At 43.8% G+C, this 17,817-nt stretch carries 20 protein-coding genes, 1 tRNA gene and 1 pseudogene; 15 read left to right on the top strand and 7 right to left on the bottom strand.

The window, feature by feature from the left end:
- The first annotated feature begins 50 nt into the window (after positions 1-50).
- Positions 51-635, top strand: a complete 585-nt coding sequence (locus V6W81_RS19960) for a TIGR00730 family Rossman fold protein (protein WP_338540153.1) — start codon at positions 51-53, stop codon at positions 633-635.
- A gap of 107 nt (positions 636-742) precedes the next feature.
- Positions 743-871 (top strand): sporulation protein YjcZ, encoded by a 129-nt coding sequence (locus V6W81_RS19955; protein WP_200956152.1) that lies wholly within the window; start codon positions 743-745, stop codon positions 869-871.
- A 228-nt stretch (positions 872-1,099) separates the two neighbouring features.
- Here V6W81_RS19955 and V6W81_RS19950 read toward each other — a convergent pair whose 3' ends face one another.
- Positions 1,100-1,366 (bottom strand): hypothetical protein, encoded by a 267-nt coding sequence (locus tag V6W81_RS19950; RefSeq protein ID WP_145045530.1) that lies wholly within the window; start codon positions 1,364-1,366, stop codon positions 1,100-1,102.
- Positions 1,367-1,599: 233 nt separating this feature from the next.
- Between V6W81_RS19950 and V6W81_RS19945 the strand changes: the two genes are divergently transcribed.
- The 5 genes from V6W81_RS19945 (at position 1,600) to V6W81_RS19925 (ending at position 7,260) form a co-directional block, all read left to right on the top strand.
- Complete coding sequence (locus V6W81_RS19945) at positions 1,600-2,337, top strand: glycerophosphodiester phosphodiesterase (RefSeq protein WP_338540152.1); 738 nt, start codon at positions 1,600-1,602, stop codon at positions 2,335-2,337.
- Positions 2,338-2,692: 355 nt separating this feature from the next.
- Positions 2,693-3,748 carry a FecCD family ABC transporter permease gene (locus V6W81_RS19940; protein ID WP_145045528.1) on the top strand — a complete coding sequence of 352 codons (1,056 nt, stop codon included), beginning with the start codon at positions 2,693-2,695 and terminating at the stop codon, positions 3,746-3,748.
- A gap of 2 nt (positions 3,749-3,750) precedes the next feature.
- The gene (locus V6W81_RS19935) at positions 3,751-4,782 is read left to right on the top strand and encodes a FecCD family ABC transporter permease (RefSeq protein ID WP_338540151.1); all 1,032 of its coding nucleotides are present in this window, start codon (positions 3,751-3,753) and stop codon (positions 4,780-4,782) included.
- 45 nt (positions 4,783-4,827) lie between these two features.
- Positions 4,828-6,552, top strand: coding sequence for an ABC transporter ATP-binding protein (locus tag V6W81_RS19930; RefSeq protein WP_338540150.1), 1,725 nt, complete (start codon positions 4,828-4,830; stop codon positions 6,550-6,552).
- Between the two features lie 393 nt (positions 6,553-6,945).
- Positions 6,946-7,260, top strand: a complete 315-nt coding sequence (locus V6W81_RS19925; protein WP_338540149.1) for a hypothetical protein — start codon at positions 6,946-6,948, stop codon at positions 7,258-7,260.
- 130 nt (positions 7,261-7,390) lie between these two features.
- On the opposite strand, the pseudogene V6W81_RS19920 reads toward V6W81_RS19925, so the two are convergent.
- Positions 7,391-8,293: pseudogene (locus V6W81_RS19920) on the bottom strand (manganese catalase family protein).
- Positions 8,294-8,561: 268 nt separating this feature from the next.
- Here V6W81_RS19920 and V6W81_RS19915 point away from each other — a divergent pair.
- The 3 genes from V6W81_RS19915 to V6W81_RS19905 all read left to right on the top strand — a co-directional run bounded on the left by V6W81_RS19915 (position 8,562) and on the right by V6W81_RS19905 (position 9,544).
- Complete coding sequence (locus V6W81_RS19915; protein WP_338544033.1) at positions 8,562-8,885, top strand: DUF3889 domain-containing protein; 324 nt, start codon at positions 8,562-8,564, stop codon at positions 8,883-8,885.
- 172 nt (positions 8,886-9,057) lie between these two features.
- Positions 9,058-9,273: a hypothetical protein gene (locus V6W81_RS19910; protein WP_056696260.1), complete on the top strand. Its 216-nt coding sequence runs from the start codon at positions 9,058-9,060 to the stop codon at positions 9,271-9,273.
- Positions 9,263-9,544 (top strand): hypothetical protein, encoded by a 282-nt coding sequence (locus V6W81_RS19905; RefSeq protein ID WP_186380837.1) that lies wholly within the window; start codon positions 9,263-9,265, stop codon positions 9,542-9,544. Before V6W81_RS19910 ends, V6W81_RS19905 begins: the two co-directional genes overlap by 11 nt.
- An 80-nt stretch (positions 9,545-9,624) precedes the next feature.
- Here the strand turns inward: V6W81_RS19905 and V6W81_RS19900 are convergent, their stop codons facing one another.
- From V6W81_RS19900 to V6W81_RS19890, 3 genes are all read right to left on the bottom strand, one after another.
- Positions 9,625-9,861 (bottom strand): DUF3892 domain-containing protein, encoded by a 237-nt coding sequence (locus tag V6W81_RS19900; protein ID WP_310142515.1) that lies wholly within the window; start codon positions 9,859-9,861, stop codon positions 9,625-9,627.
- 111 nt (positions 9,862-9,972) lie between these two features.
- Positions 9,973-10,416, bottom strand: coding sequence for a GNAT family N-acetyltransferase (locus V6W81_RS19895; RefSeq protein ID WP_056696921.1), 444 nt, complete (start codon positions 10,414-10,416; stop codon positions 9,973-9,975).
- Positions 10,417-10,663: 247 nt separating this feature from the next.
- A complete protein-coding gene (locus V6W81_RS19890; RefSeq protein ID WP_338540148.1) occupies positions 10,664-10,909 on the bottom strand; it encodes a hypothetical protein in 246 nt (81 codons plus the stop codon).
- A 216-nt stretch (positions 10,910-11,125) separates the two neighbouring features.
- On the opposite strand from V6W81_RS19890, the gene V6W81_RS19885 reads away from it, so the two are divergent.
- Positions 11,126-11,197, top strand: a tRNA-Val gene (locus V6W81_RS19885).
- Positions 11,198-11,522: 325 nt separating this feature from the next.
- Here V6W81_RS19885 and V6W81_RS19880 read toward each other — a convergent pair.
- Positions 11,523-12,017 carry a hypothetical protein gene (locus tag V6W81_RS19880; protein ID WP_338540147.1) on the bottom strand — a complete coding sequence of 165 codons (495 nt, stop codon included), beginning with the start codon at positions 12,015-12,017 and terminating at the stop codon, positions 11,523-11,525.
- Between the two features lie 301 nt (positions 12,018-12,318).
- On the opposite strand from V6W81_RS19880, the gene V6W81_RS19875 reads away from it, so the two are divergent.
- From V6W81_RS19875 to V6W81_RS19860, 4 genes are all read left to right on the top strand, one after another.
- Positions 12,319-14,538, top strand: coding sequence for a M1 family metallopeptidase (locus tag V6W81_RS19875; protein ID WP_338540146.1), 2,220 nt, complete (start codon positions 12,319-12,321; stop codon positions 14,536-14,538).
- Between the two features lie 102 nt (positions 14,539-14,640).
- Complete coding sequence (locus V6W81_RS19870) at positions 14,641-14,841, top strand: hypothetical protein (RefSeq protein WP_145045510.1); 201 nt, start codon at positions 14,641-14,643, stop codon at positions 14,839-14,841.
- Between the two features lie 231 nt (positions 14,842-15,072).
- Positions 15,073-15,627, top strand: a complete 555-nt coding sequence (locus V6W81_RS19865) for a copper amine oxidase (RefSeq protein WP_145045508.1) — start codon at positions 15,073-15,075, stop codon at positions 15,625-15,627.
- Between the two features lie 97 nt (positions 15,628-15,724).
- Positions 15,725-16,042 (top strand): DUF1292 domain-containing protein, encoded by a 318-nt coding sequence (locus V6W81_RS19860; protein ID WP_056696285.1) that lies wholly within the window; start codon positions 15,725-15,727, stop codon positions 16,040-16,042.
- A gap of 138 nt (positions 16,043-16,180) precedes the next feature.
- On the opposite strand, the gene V6W81_RS19855 is transcribed toward V6W81_RS19860, so the two are convergent.
- The gene (locus tag V6W81_RS19855; RefSeq protein WP_338544032.1) at positions 16,181-17,656 is read right to left on the bottom strand and encodes an aminotransferase class I/II-fold pyridoxal phosphate-dependent enzyme; all 1,476 of its coding nucleotides are present in this window, start codon (positions 17,654-17,656) and stop codon (positions 16,181-16,183) included.
- Positions 17,657-17,817: the final 161 nt, after the last annotated feature.

Here is a 17,817-nt window from a genome sequence, read left to right as displayed (position 1 = left end):
TGTGATATATACTAGTGAGATAAACAACAAGAGATAAGGAGTGAAGGCGTATGAAACGTATATGTGTTTTTGCAGGTTCTAATCCAGGTCATCAGCCGGAATATACACAGCAAGCTATTGAATTAGGCAAATTAATTGCTACAGGCGGGTTTACTCTCGTCTATGGTGGATCATGTATGGGACTTATGGGTGCGGTGGCCGACGCAGCGCTGCAGCATGGTGGTGAAGTGATTGGTGTTATGCCTACAGGGCTGTTTCGGGGAGAAATTGTACATGGAGGTCTTACACAGCTGATCGAGGTAGGTACGATGCATGAGCGGAAAGCTACGATGGCTGAACTATCGGATGGGTTCATCGCTCTACCTGGGGGTATGGGCACGTTTGAGGAATTGTTCGAAGTATTATGCTGGGCTCAAATTGGTATTCACCGTAAACCTGTGGGTCTATTAAATGTGAAAGGGTACTATGAACCGCTTATGAAGATGGTGGAGCATAGCGTGCATGAAGGATTTTCGAATACTTCACATCTTAGTCTATGGAGTTTGGAATCAGATCCAGCAACATTGTTAGAACATATGTCTGCCTATGTTCCAGCTGAATTATCTCAAAAGTGGTCCCAGCTAGATAAAAAGTGACAAACGGGGTGCTGTAGCCGCTATGGAAAACTTTCCGTTCTGCCCAAGCAATTAACAGCCTTAGACATAGTCTATAGTGTACTTTCTTACAGAAGGGAGTGTCACTCATGAGCGGACTTAAAGGTGCAGGCTATGGTTATTGCGGAGGTTTCGGCGGCGGAGCATGGACATCTACAGGCGCGATTTTGGTATTGTTCATTTTGCTGGTTATTATCTCCAGTGCGTTCATTCTGTAATTTCGTCAGCCATTCTAAGATTGGGCGGGGCACAGACGTGTGACCGAACCCGGTAGGTAAATGGCCCTTCCAAGGAACGCCGGGGATGTTCCGGCGTTTCAGGGGAAAGGTTTTTTTTGCTTTTTCACCAAGAATAAGTCGATTAGAAAAAGATAAATCCTGCCTCCAATGGATTGTTTAGAAGCAGGACTAATCATCGCAAGTGTAAAACATTTGAGTTGGCACAGCTTATACCACAACAGCAGTCTGGTCTGGGATACTTAAGGATTTCCAGGCGATATACAGCCCGATGGCAGCCGCGATCAAGGAAAGTATTGCCGCGATAACAGCAAGCTGATCCAACGTACTGCTTGTGATGGGAGTGGAATTGCGCTGATTGGCTGAATTGGTGGATTTGTTTTTAATGTGCGCAGTAGGTTTGGAAAGCCTGGAAGCCGACTGTGATTGCGATGTGCGGCGGCGCTGGCTAGATGGAATTTTCGTTGAAGGCTTCAATAGTCAACCTCCTTATGGCGCAGTGAGAAACATCTATCGTTCATACTATGTTATGTCAAATTCACAGATTGAGTTCGCAAAAATGAGTGAATCCCCAGCCTGCTGGATGTTACCCTATATCTTTACCTTGGACGATGAGCAAGTACATAAGTAAACGTTCTGTTAATACTGGAATGACAAACGATATGTATAGTGAGGTGATATAAGGAATGTAATGTGAGGAGGCTACGGAAGTGAAAAAGGTAGAGATTATTGCCCATCGAGGAGCATCGGCAGTGTGCCCAGAAAATACAATGGCTGCATTTGAACGATGTTTGGAACTCGGTGCTACTGGTATCGAGACGGATGTGCAGATGACCAGCGATGGTCGACTCGTGCTTATCCATGATGAGACATTAACGCGAACAGCGGGTGCAGAGGGTTGGGTCAAAGATAAGACCTATGAGGAATTGCGAGAACTTGATGCAGGCTCGTGGTTTCATCCAGCGTTTGCAGCGGAGCGCATTCCGTCTTTAGAGCAACTATTTGGACTAATTCGAGGGAAAAAGATCCTACTGAATCTTGAACTGAAAAATGGGATTGTTAGTTACAAAGGAATGGAAGAGAAGATCGTACAGGTTATTCGAGATTGGGATCTCGAGCAACAGGTCATTCTCTCTAGCTTCAATCACGCTTCCTTAGTGAGATGTAAACGTCTGGCGCCCGAGATTCAAACAGCGCTGCTTTACATGGAAAAGTTGTATCGCCCTTACGATTACGCGGTTAAGTTGGAGGCGTCCGCATTGCATCCTTATAAATTCGCCGTGACTCGAGAAGAGGTTGCTGCTTCAATCGCGCAAGGGGTGGCGACTCATCCATTTACCGTGAATGATCCTGAAGAGATGAAAGCGATGATTGAGATGGGAGTTCAGGGCATCATTACGGATGTACCTGATGTATTGGCAGCATTGACTGCTGCGCATACGCGTTGATGATCTAATATTTCATATTGTATTGACTAAATATAGAAAGGAATAACACATAACACGTAAACATCATGCGGACACATATGTATACATAGCCATACTGGGTTTTTGCCAGTGTGGCTTTTTTTGTATTAGAAAAAAAGCTATAGAACTAATGATTTTCTCGTTTTTTTGCTCTAAATGGGCTATCCAATAAAATAAGTGCAACAAACTTGTCCATTTTGTCCATTGCGAGAAATCGTTCATTGACATACAATGTTGTATGGGAATGAGAATCAATATCATTAAAGTTCGGCATTTACAGAGAGGTGATTGTTATGTACATAGAATCGGTTTGCACTCATAACGAGGGTGGCAGCATATGATTCCTCAAGATTCATCAGCAAGTCAGAATACAGAATCGCCGACAGCCAAAATACATACTCGTCCCTGGGCTGCAACGTTAATTTTGATCGGCGGAACCATATTACTTGTTTTGAGCATGGCGTTATCCGTTTCCTTCGGAGCTGCAAGTATTAAGTTGAGTGTGGTATGGCAAGCCATCTTCAACTTTAACCCAGATATTAACCAACATCAGATTATTTGGGAAATTCGGTTACCCCGAATTTTAGGTGGGGCAATGGTCGGTGCTTGCTTCGCCGTAGCTGGCGCAATCATGCAAGGGATGACGCGGAATCCGCTTGCGGACTCGGGATTGCTCGGACTGAACGCAGGTGCAGGGTTCGCGCTTGCGATCTGTTTTGCGTTTTTCCCAGGTCTACCGTATATGTACATCATTATGTATTGTTTCCTCGGTGCAGGGCTTGGGGTTTTGCTCGTCTACGGCTTCGGTGCATCGTCCAAATCGGGTCTCACACCTTTGCGACTTGTCCTGGCTGGTGCTGCGGTAACCGCAATGTTGTCCGCTTTTAGCGAAGGGATCGCTTTGTATTACAGAGTGGGACAAGATATTGCCTTCTGGACAGCAGGTGGTGTTGCAGGAACCAAGTGGTCTCAACTGGAGATTATGTTCCCTTGGGTTTTGATTGCACTCATTGGAGGTTTGATCATCTCTCGATCGATTACCCTGCTAAGTCTCGGGGAAGAAATCGCTATGGGATTAGGTCAACGTACAGGTCTCATTAAACTCGTTGGTCTTATTGTCGTACTTATTCTGGCAGGAACAGCAGTATCCATCGTTGGCGCTGTTGGTTTTGTTGGGCTTATCATTCCCCATCTTACACGTAAGTTGGTTGGAGTCGATTATCGATGGATTATTCCTTGTTCGGCCGTCTTGGGAAGTCTGCTTATTGTATTTGCAGATCTGGCTGCACGCATGATTAACCCGCCATACGAGATGCCAATAGGCGCTCTGGTTGCCCTGATCGGGGTACCCTTCTTCCTGTATCTGGCGCGGAAAGAAAGGAGAGCTCTGTAAAGATGGCATCCTCAAGTATGGTTGGAACAGAGCGTAAGAAGAGACTGAAAAGCACGGCTGTACTATTTGTACTTGGTGCGCTAATTATATCTGCATTTATCATAAGCATGAACACGGGGTTTACCAAGCTGTCCGCAATTGAGGTATTAAAAACACTGTTTGGAGCCGGCACGCCTAAGCAAGAGCTAATCCTCTTTGAATTTCGTTTACCGCGGATTGTAATTGCCGTATTAGTTGGGGCTGGTCTTGCTTTATCAGGTGCGATTTTGCAGGGGGTATCCCGCAATGCTTTGGCAGATCCGGGTATCCTTGGGATTAATGCTGGAGCTGGGCTTGTCGTGATGTTGTTTGTGTCATTTTTTCCGACAACTACAGCCGCTCCGATCTTTTTGCTGCCTATTCTGGCTTTGATCGGCTCAAGCTTTGCTGCATTCCTTATCTACGTACTCTCTTATAAAAAGGGAGAGGGCATCATGCCTACACGTATGTTGCTTACAGGTATTGGGGTAGCCGCAGGGATTAGTTCCGCAATGATCGTGCTAACCCTTAGACTAAGCCCAGAGAAATATCAATTCGTTGCCACTTGGATGGCCGGTAGTATCTGGGGTTCCAACTGGAAGTTTGTATGGGCACTGCTACCGTTTATCGTCATTTTGGTTCCGTTGGTATTGTATAAGGCTCGTGTACTTAATGTACTTAATCTCGGGGATCAGACAGCAACCGGTCTTGGTGCTCCGGTAAATCGGGAACGATTGATTTTGCTGGCTGCTGCGGTAGGGCTTGCTGGGTCATGTGTATCCGTTAGTGGTGGTATTGGGTTTGTCGGACTCATTGGTCCACATCTGGCTCGTCGTCTGGTTGGACCGAAGCATCAATTTTTGCTGCCTGCATCTGCGTTGATCGGTTCGTTGTTGGTTCTGGTGGCAGACACTGTAGGACGTGTTATTCTACAGCCTTCTGAGATGGCAGCCGGCATTCTAGTTTCAATTATTGGTGCACCATACTTCCTGTATCTCTTGAGCAGGACGAAATAGAAAGTGATCATAACGGAGTGGTTGCTATAAGGGGGAAATCTGTATATGCTTCGCCGTTTTATGGCCTATTATAGACCTTACAAAAAACTATTTATTCTAGACTTCAGCTGTGCGATTTTCGTAGCCGCTTTAGAGCTTGCATTTCCATTAGCTGTAAATAAAGTCGTGGATGAACTGCTGCCAGGAGGGCGCTGGGACTGGATTTTATGGGCATGTCTTGGATTGCTCGGTGTGTATTTACTCAGTTCTTTCATGAACTACGTGGTAACCTATTGGGGTCATAAACTGGGGATTAACATTGAAACGGATATGCGCAAAAAATTGTTCGATCATGTGCAGAAGCTATCATTCCGTTTCTTCGATAATACGAAAACCGGTCATCTGGTCTCCCGTATGACGAATGACCTGATGGATATTGGGGAGATTGCACATCATGGACCAGAGGATGTATTTATCGCCGTGATGACATTGGTGGGTGCTTTCAGTATCATGATGAGCATTAATGGTAATCTCGCTATATTAACGTTTATCATTGTGCCGTTAATTATTTATATATCCTTATACTTCGGTAGTAAGATGTCCAAAGCGTTTAGCCGAATGTTCGGAGATATCGCCGATTTCAATGCTCGCGTTGAAAACAATGTATCAGGAATTCGTGTTGTTCAAGCTTTCGCTAATGAGGAGCATGAGAAAGCACAATTTGCAGTTAACAATAGTCGTTTCCGTCAAACTAAGTTGATTGCTTACAAGATCATGGCGTGGAATTCGTCCATCAGTTATATGTTAATGAAACTCGTTTCTCTCTTTGTACTTGTATGTGGAACGTGGTTTGTCATTCAGGGAAGCATGAGTTACGGTCAATTTATTGCATTTATTATGTTATCTAACGTATTCCTAACGCCAATCCAGAAGATTAATTCCGTCATTGAGACCTATCCAAAAGGAATGGCAGGCTTCAAACGGTATACAGATCTGCTTGATATGGAGCCAGATGTAGAAGATCGTCCTGGTGCAGTGAAGGTGTCGCAGCTACGCGGGGATATCCGTTATGAGCAAGTGACTTTTGGATATTCGGATGAGCCGGATCAGAAGCCTGTGCTGAAAAACGTTAATTTAAGTATTCGAGCAGGTGAAACGGTTGCACTTGTGGGGCCTTCAGGGGCGGGTAAAACAACACTGTGCAGTCTGCTGCCTCGATTCTATGATGTGTTGGAAGGACACATCTTGATCGATGGACAGGAGATCCGGAATATGACGCTGGATTCATTGCGTAGTCAGATCGGTATCGTTCAACAGGATGTATTCCTGTTCGATGGCACGATTCGTGAGAATATCGCGTATGGAAAATTGGATGCGAGTGAAGAAGAAATCTGGATGGCGGCTCGTCGCGCCCAGATGGAGAGCTTGATTTTGTCCATGCCAGAAGGTCTGGATACGTTAATTGGGGAGCGCGGAGTGAAGTTGTCTGGAGGACAGAAGCAGCGTTTGTCTATTGCACGAATGTTCCTGAAAAACCCGCCAATCCTGATTCTTGACGAAGCGACATCTGCACTCGATACCGAAACAGAAGCAGCGATTCAGCAGTCTCTTGCTGAATTGTCTGAAGGCCGGACAACACTTGTCATTGCTCACCGATTGGCTACGATCAAGAATGCTGATCGCATAATCGTCGTGGCTGAGCAGGGCATCACTGAAGAGGGACGTCATGATGAATTGCTTGCCGCAGGAGGCGTGTATAGTCGTCTGCATTACGCTCAGTTTGGGGCATAACTCGTGATGTAGTTTTAAGAATTGTTCAGAAGGAATTCTATATATATGCCATCGCCTTGACTTGGAAGGAGTCGGGTGATGGCTTTTTTTGTTATGAATGAAATAAGACTAGCGTATTGTAGATTGTACGATACCAGCAGTATTGCTTATTTAATGAATTGCTCTGAACCGCTTTGAATGAAATGAACGTATACAAAGGAAGTGGGAAGTGGAGAGGAAGAGGGCGCATGGATAGGATGAAGACGATTTGTGGTAACTGCATGCCAAATGGGTAATTTTAAGTATCGGCCTTATGCAATATGTGATTATGATCGTTCATGAATATATCCAAAAAAATATAAAGAGAAGGATTGCGATTTTTACGTCCTGATCTTGAAGAAGGAGGTAATGAAAATGCTGAAAATTTTGATGACTTGCATTGGATTTATTTTAATTCTATTGCTTCTGACCCAAGGCATTCGCAAGCTCTCCGGCGGTGGAACCGGCTGGGAGTCAAAACGCTGGGGTGCTGGACTGATTGGACTGTTTATCGTGGGAGCGGTACCACTTGGATTTGCACTGTATACAGAGATGTTTGATGAACGTTTGGATGCTAATATCGGACTGGGACTTGCCATGCTGTTTGTGTGGGCATACTGTGTTATTTTGTTGTGTGTGACCTTGGTGATCTGGGGAAGATACATGTATAAGAAGGCAAGCAGTAAGTAATCGATAGAGTCAATCTCATAATATTTATAAATGCAAGAAGCCCTCAATTCCATGCAAAGAGCAGGAACTGAGGGCTTTACCTTATCTATATTCGTTAGTGGTGATCAAACTTTATCACACAATAACCAGTTTAATCTGTAATATTGCCGGCCATTTTGAGGCGACGTGCGATTTCTTTGAAGTCCTCGTGTGAAATGCCAGGAGCAAACTCTTCCTCGACCGGAGGAGCTTCAGGTATAGGAACACCTTCTGGTGCACCTTGAATGACCTCTAAAGGCAGCCCATCTTCAGGATGAGTTCCTTTCTAGATCTGATTGATTGCATTGAAATCATTATCACTCCACGTATATAGCTTGGTGTGTACGCCTTTGTCTTCATATTTGCGAGTTTCATTAAAGGCTTTATTGTTCAAGGAAGGAATCGGCACCAGCTTTGTTACGTTGACGCCGGTTGCGATCTCCAATGCTTTGGCATAAGCCACAACATGAACGCCGCCACGAACGAGCAGGAAACCAACAACTTCTCGTGCTGCAGGATGATCGGTCATTTCATACACTTTCATCTTATGGGTACGTGCACCACATTCAAGGAAAAAATTGTGTAGCAAATCCTCGACGAGATTGCCGCTATTGAAGACGTTAGCACCTGTCCATGGATTCCCCATTGAATCAAAAGGCATAGCTCCTTGTGCCCCTGCCAAGTAGTGATACGAGAGGCGAGCATCCTTCACGGAACCTAGCGGGGTGTTATCAGGCTCTTTGTACTCTGTTGAGCCTCTAAGACATTTGTTAATGCCGTGTGACACGAGCTCAACATGGCCTAGCTCTTCCGCAGTAATACTCATCACAAGGTCATAGAACGGCTTTAACTTCTCTTTGGAGCGGAAATTAAAGGACTGATAGAGGTAGTTGTTCAATGTTGACATTTCTCCGAATTTGCCACCCAACAATTCTTGTATTGCTGCGGCTGCATTCGGATCCGGCTTCTCGACATCAGGAATTTCAATTGCAATTTCATCCATGCGTTTGAACATTCAAATGTAACCTCCTCTAGAATAAGTGCTAGATCAGTGAAGTCGTTCTGTCACTTGCCTATTACACTGGATTGGAGGTGTTCAAACAGTTTTATACATAAATGGTTCTTTTGTGGGATGAGCTTCGATTCCTCAACAACTAGGTATGAGTTCATCGTAAGTATGATTCTGTGGGTGAGGCATCCAATCATCATAACTGTAAGCTCTTGGTGTAATTGGAGCCCTAGCGGGGCAGGCTAATGGGAAACAATCTCAAGGAGTGAGTAAAATGAAAATGCTCATTGTAACTCTCATGTCCGTGATTCTCAGTTTTACGGGAGTTTCTGCAACAGGCAATGGAGCGACGATACCAGATTATGCGAAGTGGGGAATCATTGCGGTTAAGGAAACCCAGACTAAGTATAATGTTGATATTGTCGATTATAAACATATTGGTCGTACCTCTCTTACAGCTAATCAGTCTAGGGAGCAATTCAAGTTATGGGTACGAGCCAAAGACGGTAGAGAATTTGCGGTGTATGTCAATGTTGATTTCAATCCTTCAACTCAGCAATTAAAAAACGTTCAATTTACAGAATCAGATCGACACTGAGTGCAAAGCTTGTTATAGCGGATAGTGCTCGCTCCATAGAAACCAGGCAGCCCTGAACAGAGGGATGTCTGGTTTTATTTTTACCAAATCCTTTTTTTAGTTGTTGAATAAAGAACTTATGTTCGCATATAATGAATAACAAACATATGTTCTTATTTAGGAGGGGTCGTTAATGTTAGGTAAATACATCGGTCAGATGGTTGAGCTTGTATACATGGATCGTGCAGGGCACATTACACAGCGTCAGATTCGAATTAACAGTGTACGAGGTGGATTGATTAAAGCATCCGCAGGAAAAGATGGAGCTCCCCGAACATTTCTTGAACAGGGAATCCTAGCCTGGCGGCCAGTACTTCAGAAGGAAGGGAAGCTGGACTATGCTAAATGATTTTGATCGTAAAGTCTTACGAATTATTGTAAATTACGCAGGACAACGCCGTCGTATGCCTCGTATGGATGAGTTGGAGACCAAGACAGGCAGAAGTAAAGCGCTCATCCAAGAGTCCTTGCAGGAGCTTGAGCGCAGACAATATATTTACTGGGAGAACAAGTCAACACTTGAAGGTATTCAAATATTGCAGGCATGGGAGCAGGTGACTACACCGATTCAAAAGCCCAAACCCAAAGTGGATGCCCTGAAATATTTTACGGAATATTAAACCGGCAAAATAAGCGTAATCAAAAACGCCAACCCGTTAACACGGATTAGCGTTTTATATATCAGTTCGATGCTCTCAATTTAGAAGCTTGGCAGTTGATCGAGATTATTCGTTGGATCGCCATCGGCATCACCACGGATATACATCTCCCCATCCTTGCCCTTAAATACATTGACACCAGCAATCGCGCCAGCCTGTACTTCTGTCAGTGCCTGTTGATAATCTAACACCCGACCTGTTGAAGTTTGAAAGGCAGTCAGATCACCATCTCCATTCTTCTGCACGGCGGTGAAGCTCTCACGAGTTGTCTGATCCATGTTGTCACACTCTCCTTATCTGAACAAGTAGGATTCTGGTTTCAACCTTATCCTGTCCGGAATAGTAGAAAGTATGCATTGGAGAAGAGAAGTATAAGCCGTAAGTGTTAATTATAGTGCTTTTCTCATCCGAACATGCAGAATACCTGCATCATAAAAAGGTTCATCCGAAATCACTTCGTATCCTAATTTCTCGTAGAATTTCTGAGCCTGACATTGTGCATCCAGTACAGAATACGTTAGGCCTAACTCTCGTGCCCGCTCTTCCATCGCTAACAAAAGCACGCGTCCATAACCAAATGAACGGTGGGATTGAAGTACAGCGATACGCTGCATTTTGGCGGTATCCTTGCTGTAATAGAGAAGACGTCCTGTTGCTACCGCTTGTCCATCCGCATACAATAACACATGGTGTGCATCGGGACTAATAACATCATATTGATCAATCTCCAGATCGGCGGGTACCTGTTGTTCGATTACAAAAACCTGATTGCGTATCTCCAGAGCTTCTTGGAGCTGTTCCTCTGTTGTTACATAACTAATTTCCGCTGCCAATTCCATTCCTTCTTTCTGCTCTTGCGCGACGTGTAAGAATGCATTATACAAAAAAATGCAATTCCTGTATAGTTAAAGTGGAACATAATGGAAAGGGGTGTTGATGATGGGTATGGCAGGGGTTATGACCATAACACTCTTGTTATCTGCCGGTATGTTTGCTTTATTATATTATGTCACCAAGAAGGCGTATTCTAAGAAGTGGGATGAAGATGAGTAACTGTGAGCTATACGATTAAAGTATAACTTAAGGTAGAACCTCACTATTTCCCTGTGGAGAATATACGTCCTTAATAATTGATTTGGAATATACATCAAGCCAGACCGGGAGTGCTTCAGCCCCACTTGGGCTCTGTAACTGTTGAAATTGTACAGTATGCTCATCCCGTTCCAAGCTGCAGCCAGAAGAGACAATAATGATTAGGGAGACACTGAGCAGAGCCACTAGTTTGGCAGTCACATAACGTACTTTGCGCAATTGTATGTGTTTCATAGAGAATCACCTCATTATTTAATTGGGAATCATTCCTTTATTGTTCTCCAATATGGTAGTAATCTAACCACAAAACAATTGACAATGTACGCGGTTACTTGATATGATACTGTTACTTGATTTACATATATGTACATGATCAGTTAGCTCAGCTGGAGTAATGAGTTAATGCCATATTGAAATATTTTTTATCAGTGGATATAATACAATTATTGAAGGGCGATAGCTCAGCGGGAGAGCATTATCTTGACAGGGTAAGGGTCGTGGGTTCGATCCCCACTCGTCCTATAAATTGAAAATTAATTGACAGCCTATTGTGGCTGTTTTTTTGATTTAATCTCATGGTGAAATAACCCTAATAACCCTGTCCAATCAAAGGGAAAAAATACAATACTCGCAATTTAATTGGATGAAATCAAGCCTCGGCAACGCTCCGATCAACGAATTACGTGATTTCACTAAAGATCAAAAAAGCCCTTGGCTATCCAGGCTATTAAGGGCTTTTTGATCGTTTAACTATTAAAAGGTTTGAGGAAATTTTCGATTCCCTATTTAGGAAAAGTTATCGGGCTTTAATTACACGACATTGTTCTAATCCATTTAACCTCACAATTTAGTTCGTAGTCGGCTGCAAGCTCTTAACCCAATCACGATCTTTCCAAATCTCAGGATTATCAATAATCTGGCCTTCCCCGCGGATCATAGAATCATAGCTATCTTTCCCGCTAGTATACCAATCCACGATAACTAAATTTCCACGTGAGTTCTGAATGAGAAATTCAGTAGGCTCAGCATAACTTCCCACATCCTTAATTACCTCTGCGTCTATTTTAAGATAGAAGAAGTCACCTTCATCATGAAACTCTGCTTTCTCAACACCTGCTTTAAGACCTGTTACTGTATTATCCGTAAGGTCATTTTGGAGAAATATTTCATGCTGGGAATCGATTTTCGCTTGCATATATTGTTTTAAATTATCGTTGTCAAAATAAGTGTTCACATCAAATTCCGAGTCATTCCAAGTGGCTTTGTAATACGCTGTGAGGGCAGATACACACAAGGCATAAGCTGATTCAAAATCTCTTACAGACAGACTACCCTGATCCAATGCTACGAACTCGGATGGTGTATTCGAGGTGTTCTCGGTGATCGTAGTCGTTAGATTCTCTGGCTGTATAACTTCTTGCTGAACATCTGTAACAGAGCGGACTAACTCTTCGTTATCCTCATTAACATTCGTACATGCACCAGAATCATATCAGCAATTCCTCGTATCGTTAAAGCTCAATTCTATTTTTAAACGAAACAACTCCTTTTCTTAAACCAAAATTAAAGAAACCACAAATTCAACATAAGGTTCTTCTTCTAAACTTAAATCAACATTCAACATAACGTAGAGGAGAGAACATATGAAACATTCCAGTCCATTCAAGTCCAAGTTTGTCAAAACAGGGATTACGGCTGCACTTGCCCTCATGTTTGCAGCTTATCCACTTGTGAATACGGATTATGCTATTGCACAATCGGTAACTGCAACGAATCCAACCACAGGGTTAATGCAAATCCAAAACAATGTTAAGCAGCAGGCATCAATTCAATACCACATTCAAGCCAAACTGAACGAGAAGGACATGACCTTGGAGGGGAGTGAGCAAATTACGTATCTAAACACAAGTAAGGATACATTGGAGCAATTAGTTCTTCATACATATGCGGATGCGAATCGCTCAGCATCCACGCAGGCAGACACGTTTGCACAGTCTAATGAGCAGATCAGCCAGAATAATCCGGATAAAACACCACAGGATTTTCTCGGGGGAATCGACATCAAGCATGTGACAATGACGGGAGGTCAAGCTCTGGATTATAAAAATGAAAATCAAGCGTTAACTGTGCAATTGCCAAGTCCGCTTCAACCAGGCGCATCCGTATCCCTACAAATTGATTTTCACTTGAAGATACCGTATGGATTGCAACGGATATCGTATTACAAGGACATGATCAATGGAGCACATTGGTTCCCTGTCATGTCTGTCTACGATGAAGGTAAACAAGTATGGAATACAACGCCATATAGCCGCTCTTTCGAGAGCGATTATTATACCTCATCCGATTTTGACGTGCAACTGAGCGTACCGGAGGATTATGAGGTCGCGATGCCTGGTGTCATGACAACAAGGGAGGATGCAGAGCAAGGCCGAAAAATCATATCCGCTCAGGCGAACAATACGCGAGAATTCGTTTTGTTTGCCAGCCCGAATTACACAGTGGCTAGCATTACCCGCAATGGTCTGACGGTTGAATATTATTATTTGGACAACGAGCCAGGTAAGAAAGAAATTGCTGAACAATATATTAATCAGGCGTTCAAAGCCATGGAGTTCTTCGGTAAGAAGTATGGACAGTATCCTTATCCAGAGTTCCGAATTGTTGAATCGTATGTGGAGAATGTAGCTGTGGAGTATTCAAGACTAATTCAGATGGGACAGTTGTCAACGGACTCTTTGCCAGAGAAAGACACCACGTTCATACACGAAATCGCGCATCAGTGGTTTCATGCCTTAATTGGTAATGATTCAGAGAACGAATCGTTCTTAGATGAGGCATTTGCTGACTTTTCCATGGTATATTTTCAAGAGAAGCAGGGAGATAAGCTCAATGGCTTTAACGCCTTACGTTTCGATAATGAACCCGTAGATTTAGCGGTTGCTTCAACGAATGAAGAGGCAGGAGACCTGGCAGGACTGTTGTACTATCAAAAAGGACGACAAGCCATCTACCAGCTATACCGCTCTGTTGGCGAAGAGAAATTTGATGCTTTTATGCAAGCCTATTTCAAGCGGTATGTCTACCAGAATGCGACGGTTGATGGACTACTTCAGACCATCGAAGATGTGTTAGGACATGAACAGCGCAAGGAGATGGAGACCGCCTTATTACAGCCTAATTTTGTGTTGAAGCCTGAATTCCAGCTATCGCTTGAAGAGAGAACCGCCTATTTTCATGACGTTTTTCAATTGCAATATCAAGCATCCTTAAATCTGGTTCCCGATCTACCTGTAGAAGTGATGAATCGCCTGATGGCCAAGGTTCTTCAGGATGAGCCACTAACGATTGTCCTCAGTGATCAGCTAAGTAAACAAGCGGATAAGCAGCAAGAGGCGATAATGAGTCAATTAACGGCTTTTTTCAATACAAGTGGTGTAAAATATGAAGTGGTCAAGGATCGCGGAGAATTGAAGCAAAAGATGAAGAGTGAGATATCAACGAGCAACGTGATTGTCTTTGGTAACGCGAAGAACAATGGATTCGTGCAAGCATTGAAGCCCAGTATTATGGATCGAGCGAAGCAGATTGGTTTTGCTTGGAAATATATGATGGAACAGCCTCATGCCTCAGGAGCATATATCATTAAACATCCGTATAACCAGAATCGGTTGATGCTGCATTATTTCTGGAATGAGGATCATCAGAGCGAAAAGGCCGCCCAAGCTTATGTATTACAAATGCAGAACACCATTGGATTTACTAACGACTACTATCAGTACTATGTGCTGAATGAGCAGGGTCAAGAGATAGATGTTGAAAAAATAGAAAATCCCATTGCTCACTACTTCTCCGAGGAATAATCCTGAAATTTCTGATAAATCACCTAAGATTGGCACCAAACTGGGCGAACCCCCATATGATGCACTACATCAGTAAGCACTTGGGGAAATGGGGAATCCAGGATGGCAAAAGCAAAAGGCAAAAAGACGGCTGCATTAAAGAGTGACAAAGTGCGTGTATCCATGAAATTGGTTACATCGGATGTATGTGAGCGCTGTAAAACGCCCTGTACCCGGGGCATGAACTATGCAGCCAGAATGCGGGTGGATGGAGCAATCGGTAAAGGTGTACCTTGCATCTTGACCCGTCATACGTCATCTTGATCCCAATAGATGGAAATAACAAGCGATATGCAACAGCTGCATATAATAGCGCATTCATAAGAAACCTATTATAGAAGCATTTCCTTTTAGGAAGTGCTTCTTTTTGGACGTTCCAAGGCGTGGAAAAAATTCTGGATAAAAAATGAAAAATGATGAAAAACAGCGCAACTTTGTGGCTGAATCTAGAGTATAAATGTACAACACCTAGCAGCGGGGAGGGAATATGACGGGATGAAATGGAAGAGAGTTTTGCTGTGTGTCACGGTTTTTTCCTTGCTCGGCGGATCTTTATTATTTGCGGATTCAGTGAACGAGAAAATTCGAGTTCTAATTAATGGCAAGGAAGCGGCTGATGGCGGTTATTTAATTGATGGAACGACATATGTACCTGTTAGAGAAGCTGGCGGTATCGCCAGATGGGATAGTAACAACAAGAGAGTCACGGTGATCAAGCCGAATGTACATATTTTTCTGTTCAAAGGAGACACTGTGTTTGGTAACGTCAACGTAGGCAAACTGAAATTCAACGTGTTTTCTCAAGTGGACAGTCTAACAGCAGATGTGGCTGCCGTTAAAGTAACCATTACGAATCCAAGTGGTCAAGTGAAAGATATTCAGTCACAGGAGCTTACAACGCAGAAAGACAACTTCTGGTTCCGCACCTATGATTTTACGTATGATTTCAATCGTGCTGGTAAATACCAAGTCGGATTTCATATTAAAGAAAATGCAAACAGTAACTACGTTCTGGTAGCTGAGAAAATCATTACCGCTCTGAACGATTGAACCCAAAATAACCTAGCTGGGTAAATTGACCTGGATTCATGAACATGTTACGATATGCAGGGTTACACTATTACTATTTACAAAGCGAGGTATTTCAATGAGCGATCACACACATGAACACGGCGCTGACTGCGGATGCGGTCACGACCATGACCACGACCACGAGCATGAAGAAGTTCTTCTGACACTCACAGACGAGAACGGAAACGACGTGGAGATGGTTTTGGTGGAGACGTTTGACGTGGAGAACCATGTTTATGCGCTCCTGCTGGAACGTAATAATCCTGAAGCTGACGGCATCATTCTGCGTATGGAAGAAGAAGACGAAGAAATGGTGCTCTACAATATTGAAGACGAAGCCGAGTGGGGCCGTGTTGAAGCGGCGTACAACGAACTCGTTGCAAGCCAAGAATAGTCATTCTTTCGGAATAACAACAAGACTCCTTGAGACCAAGGGGTCTTTTGTTTTTTGTTCTTTTGCACAAAAAAAGAACCAGGCGGGAAAGCCTGGCTCTTGGTCTAATGCATTTATATATGACTGCAGCAAGATCTTCTAGAAAATCGCATCTGCTTCCACGATTACTTTTACATTCGTTACGCTTCGGTCTTCAGGGCCTTTAACGGGCAATCCAACTTCAACATGGTCGATAATGTAGTCAATATTCTCTTGAGTAATGACCTCACCTGGAAGTAGAATTGGAATGCCTGGCGGGTATACATAGATGAACTCCGAAATAATACGTCCTGCGGATTCTCTGAAAGGAATGACTTCCGTATCTCCGTAGAAGGCATCACGCGGCGTGAGCATCAATTGCGGAATATCGGGAACCTTAACGACGAGCTCGTGAGCTGGGTTAACCTGATAATACGTTCTGGACAGATCCTGCAAGGCATTCAGTAAGATTCCTACAGAGTCGTCTGTATCACCTGGCGTCACAAGGCACAAAATATTGTACATATCACTGAGTTCGACTTCAATGTTGTAGTGTTCACGTAGCCAATTTTCCGTTTCATAGCCTGTGATACCCAAGTGGCGAACATGAATCGTTACTTTGGTTGGGTCATAATTAAACGTCGCTTCCGTCCCGAGCAGTTCCTTGCCGAAGCAATACAATCCATCAATATCGTTGATGGTTCGTCTCGCGAATTCTGCCAAGTCGATCGCTTTCTGTGCAATCTCATGACCGTGCAGAGCCAGATTGCGTCTCGATGTATCCAGTGAGGCAAGCAAAATGTATGAGGTTGATGTCGATGTCAGCAGGCTCAGGATCGTCTGTACACGCTGGGGATTCACGAATCCATTCTTCGTATTCAGATTGAGTATAGAACTCTGTGTCATGGAGCCACCGAGCTTATGGACACTAGTTGCAGCCATGTCGGCTCCTGCTGCCATAGCAGACAGAGGAAGATCTTCATGGAAATGAATGAGTACGCCGTGTGCCTCGTCCACAAGGACAGGAACCTGGTAGCTGTGAGCCAGCTCAACAATTGCTTTCAGATCCGTACATACGCCGTAGTAAGTTGGATTAATGACAAGTAACGCCTTAGCATCCGGATGACGCTCAAGAGCGCGACGTATAGATTGAATGGTTACTCCGTGATCGATACCAAGATTGACATCTTGTGCAGGAGAAACGAAGACAGGTTTAGCACCTGAGAAAATGATGGCAGACAGTACCGATTTGTGCACATTACGGGGCACAATAATTTTGTCGCCAGGTCCGCAGACCGATAGAATCATCGTCATAATCGCACTGCTGGTACCTTGTACACTAAAATAAGTATAATCTGCTCCGAAGGCATCGGCAGCCAGCATCTGAGCTTCCTGAATGACACCTGTCGGCTGATGCAGGTCATCCAGTGGTGCGATGTTGATCAAATCTATGGAGAAGGCATTATCGCCAATAAATTCACGGAATTCGGTATCCGCTCCCAATCCTTTTTTATGTCCCGGAATATGAAACTGTACCGGATTGAGTGCCGCATGATTTTTTAAAGCGGTAAACAGCGGCGTACGGTGGTGATTCATCAGTGCTGTCACAACCCTTCCTAATAAAATTGGTAAACAAAGATGAGTATAGCAAATTAAGAACCGAATGCAAGCGGTATGAGCGACAAATTTTTGAATTGCCGAGATTTGGTCACTTTCCCCGCGGTTACACTAAGGTTAGGGGAAGGGCAATGGAGCGT

Source organism: Paenibacillus tundrae (assembly GCF_036884255.1).
Lineage (GTDB): Bacteria > Bacillota > Bacilli > Paenibacillales > Paenibacillaceae > Paenibacillus.
Note: the sequence above shows the minus strand (reverse complement) of the source record. Positions and strands in the feature narration are given on the sequence as shown.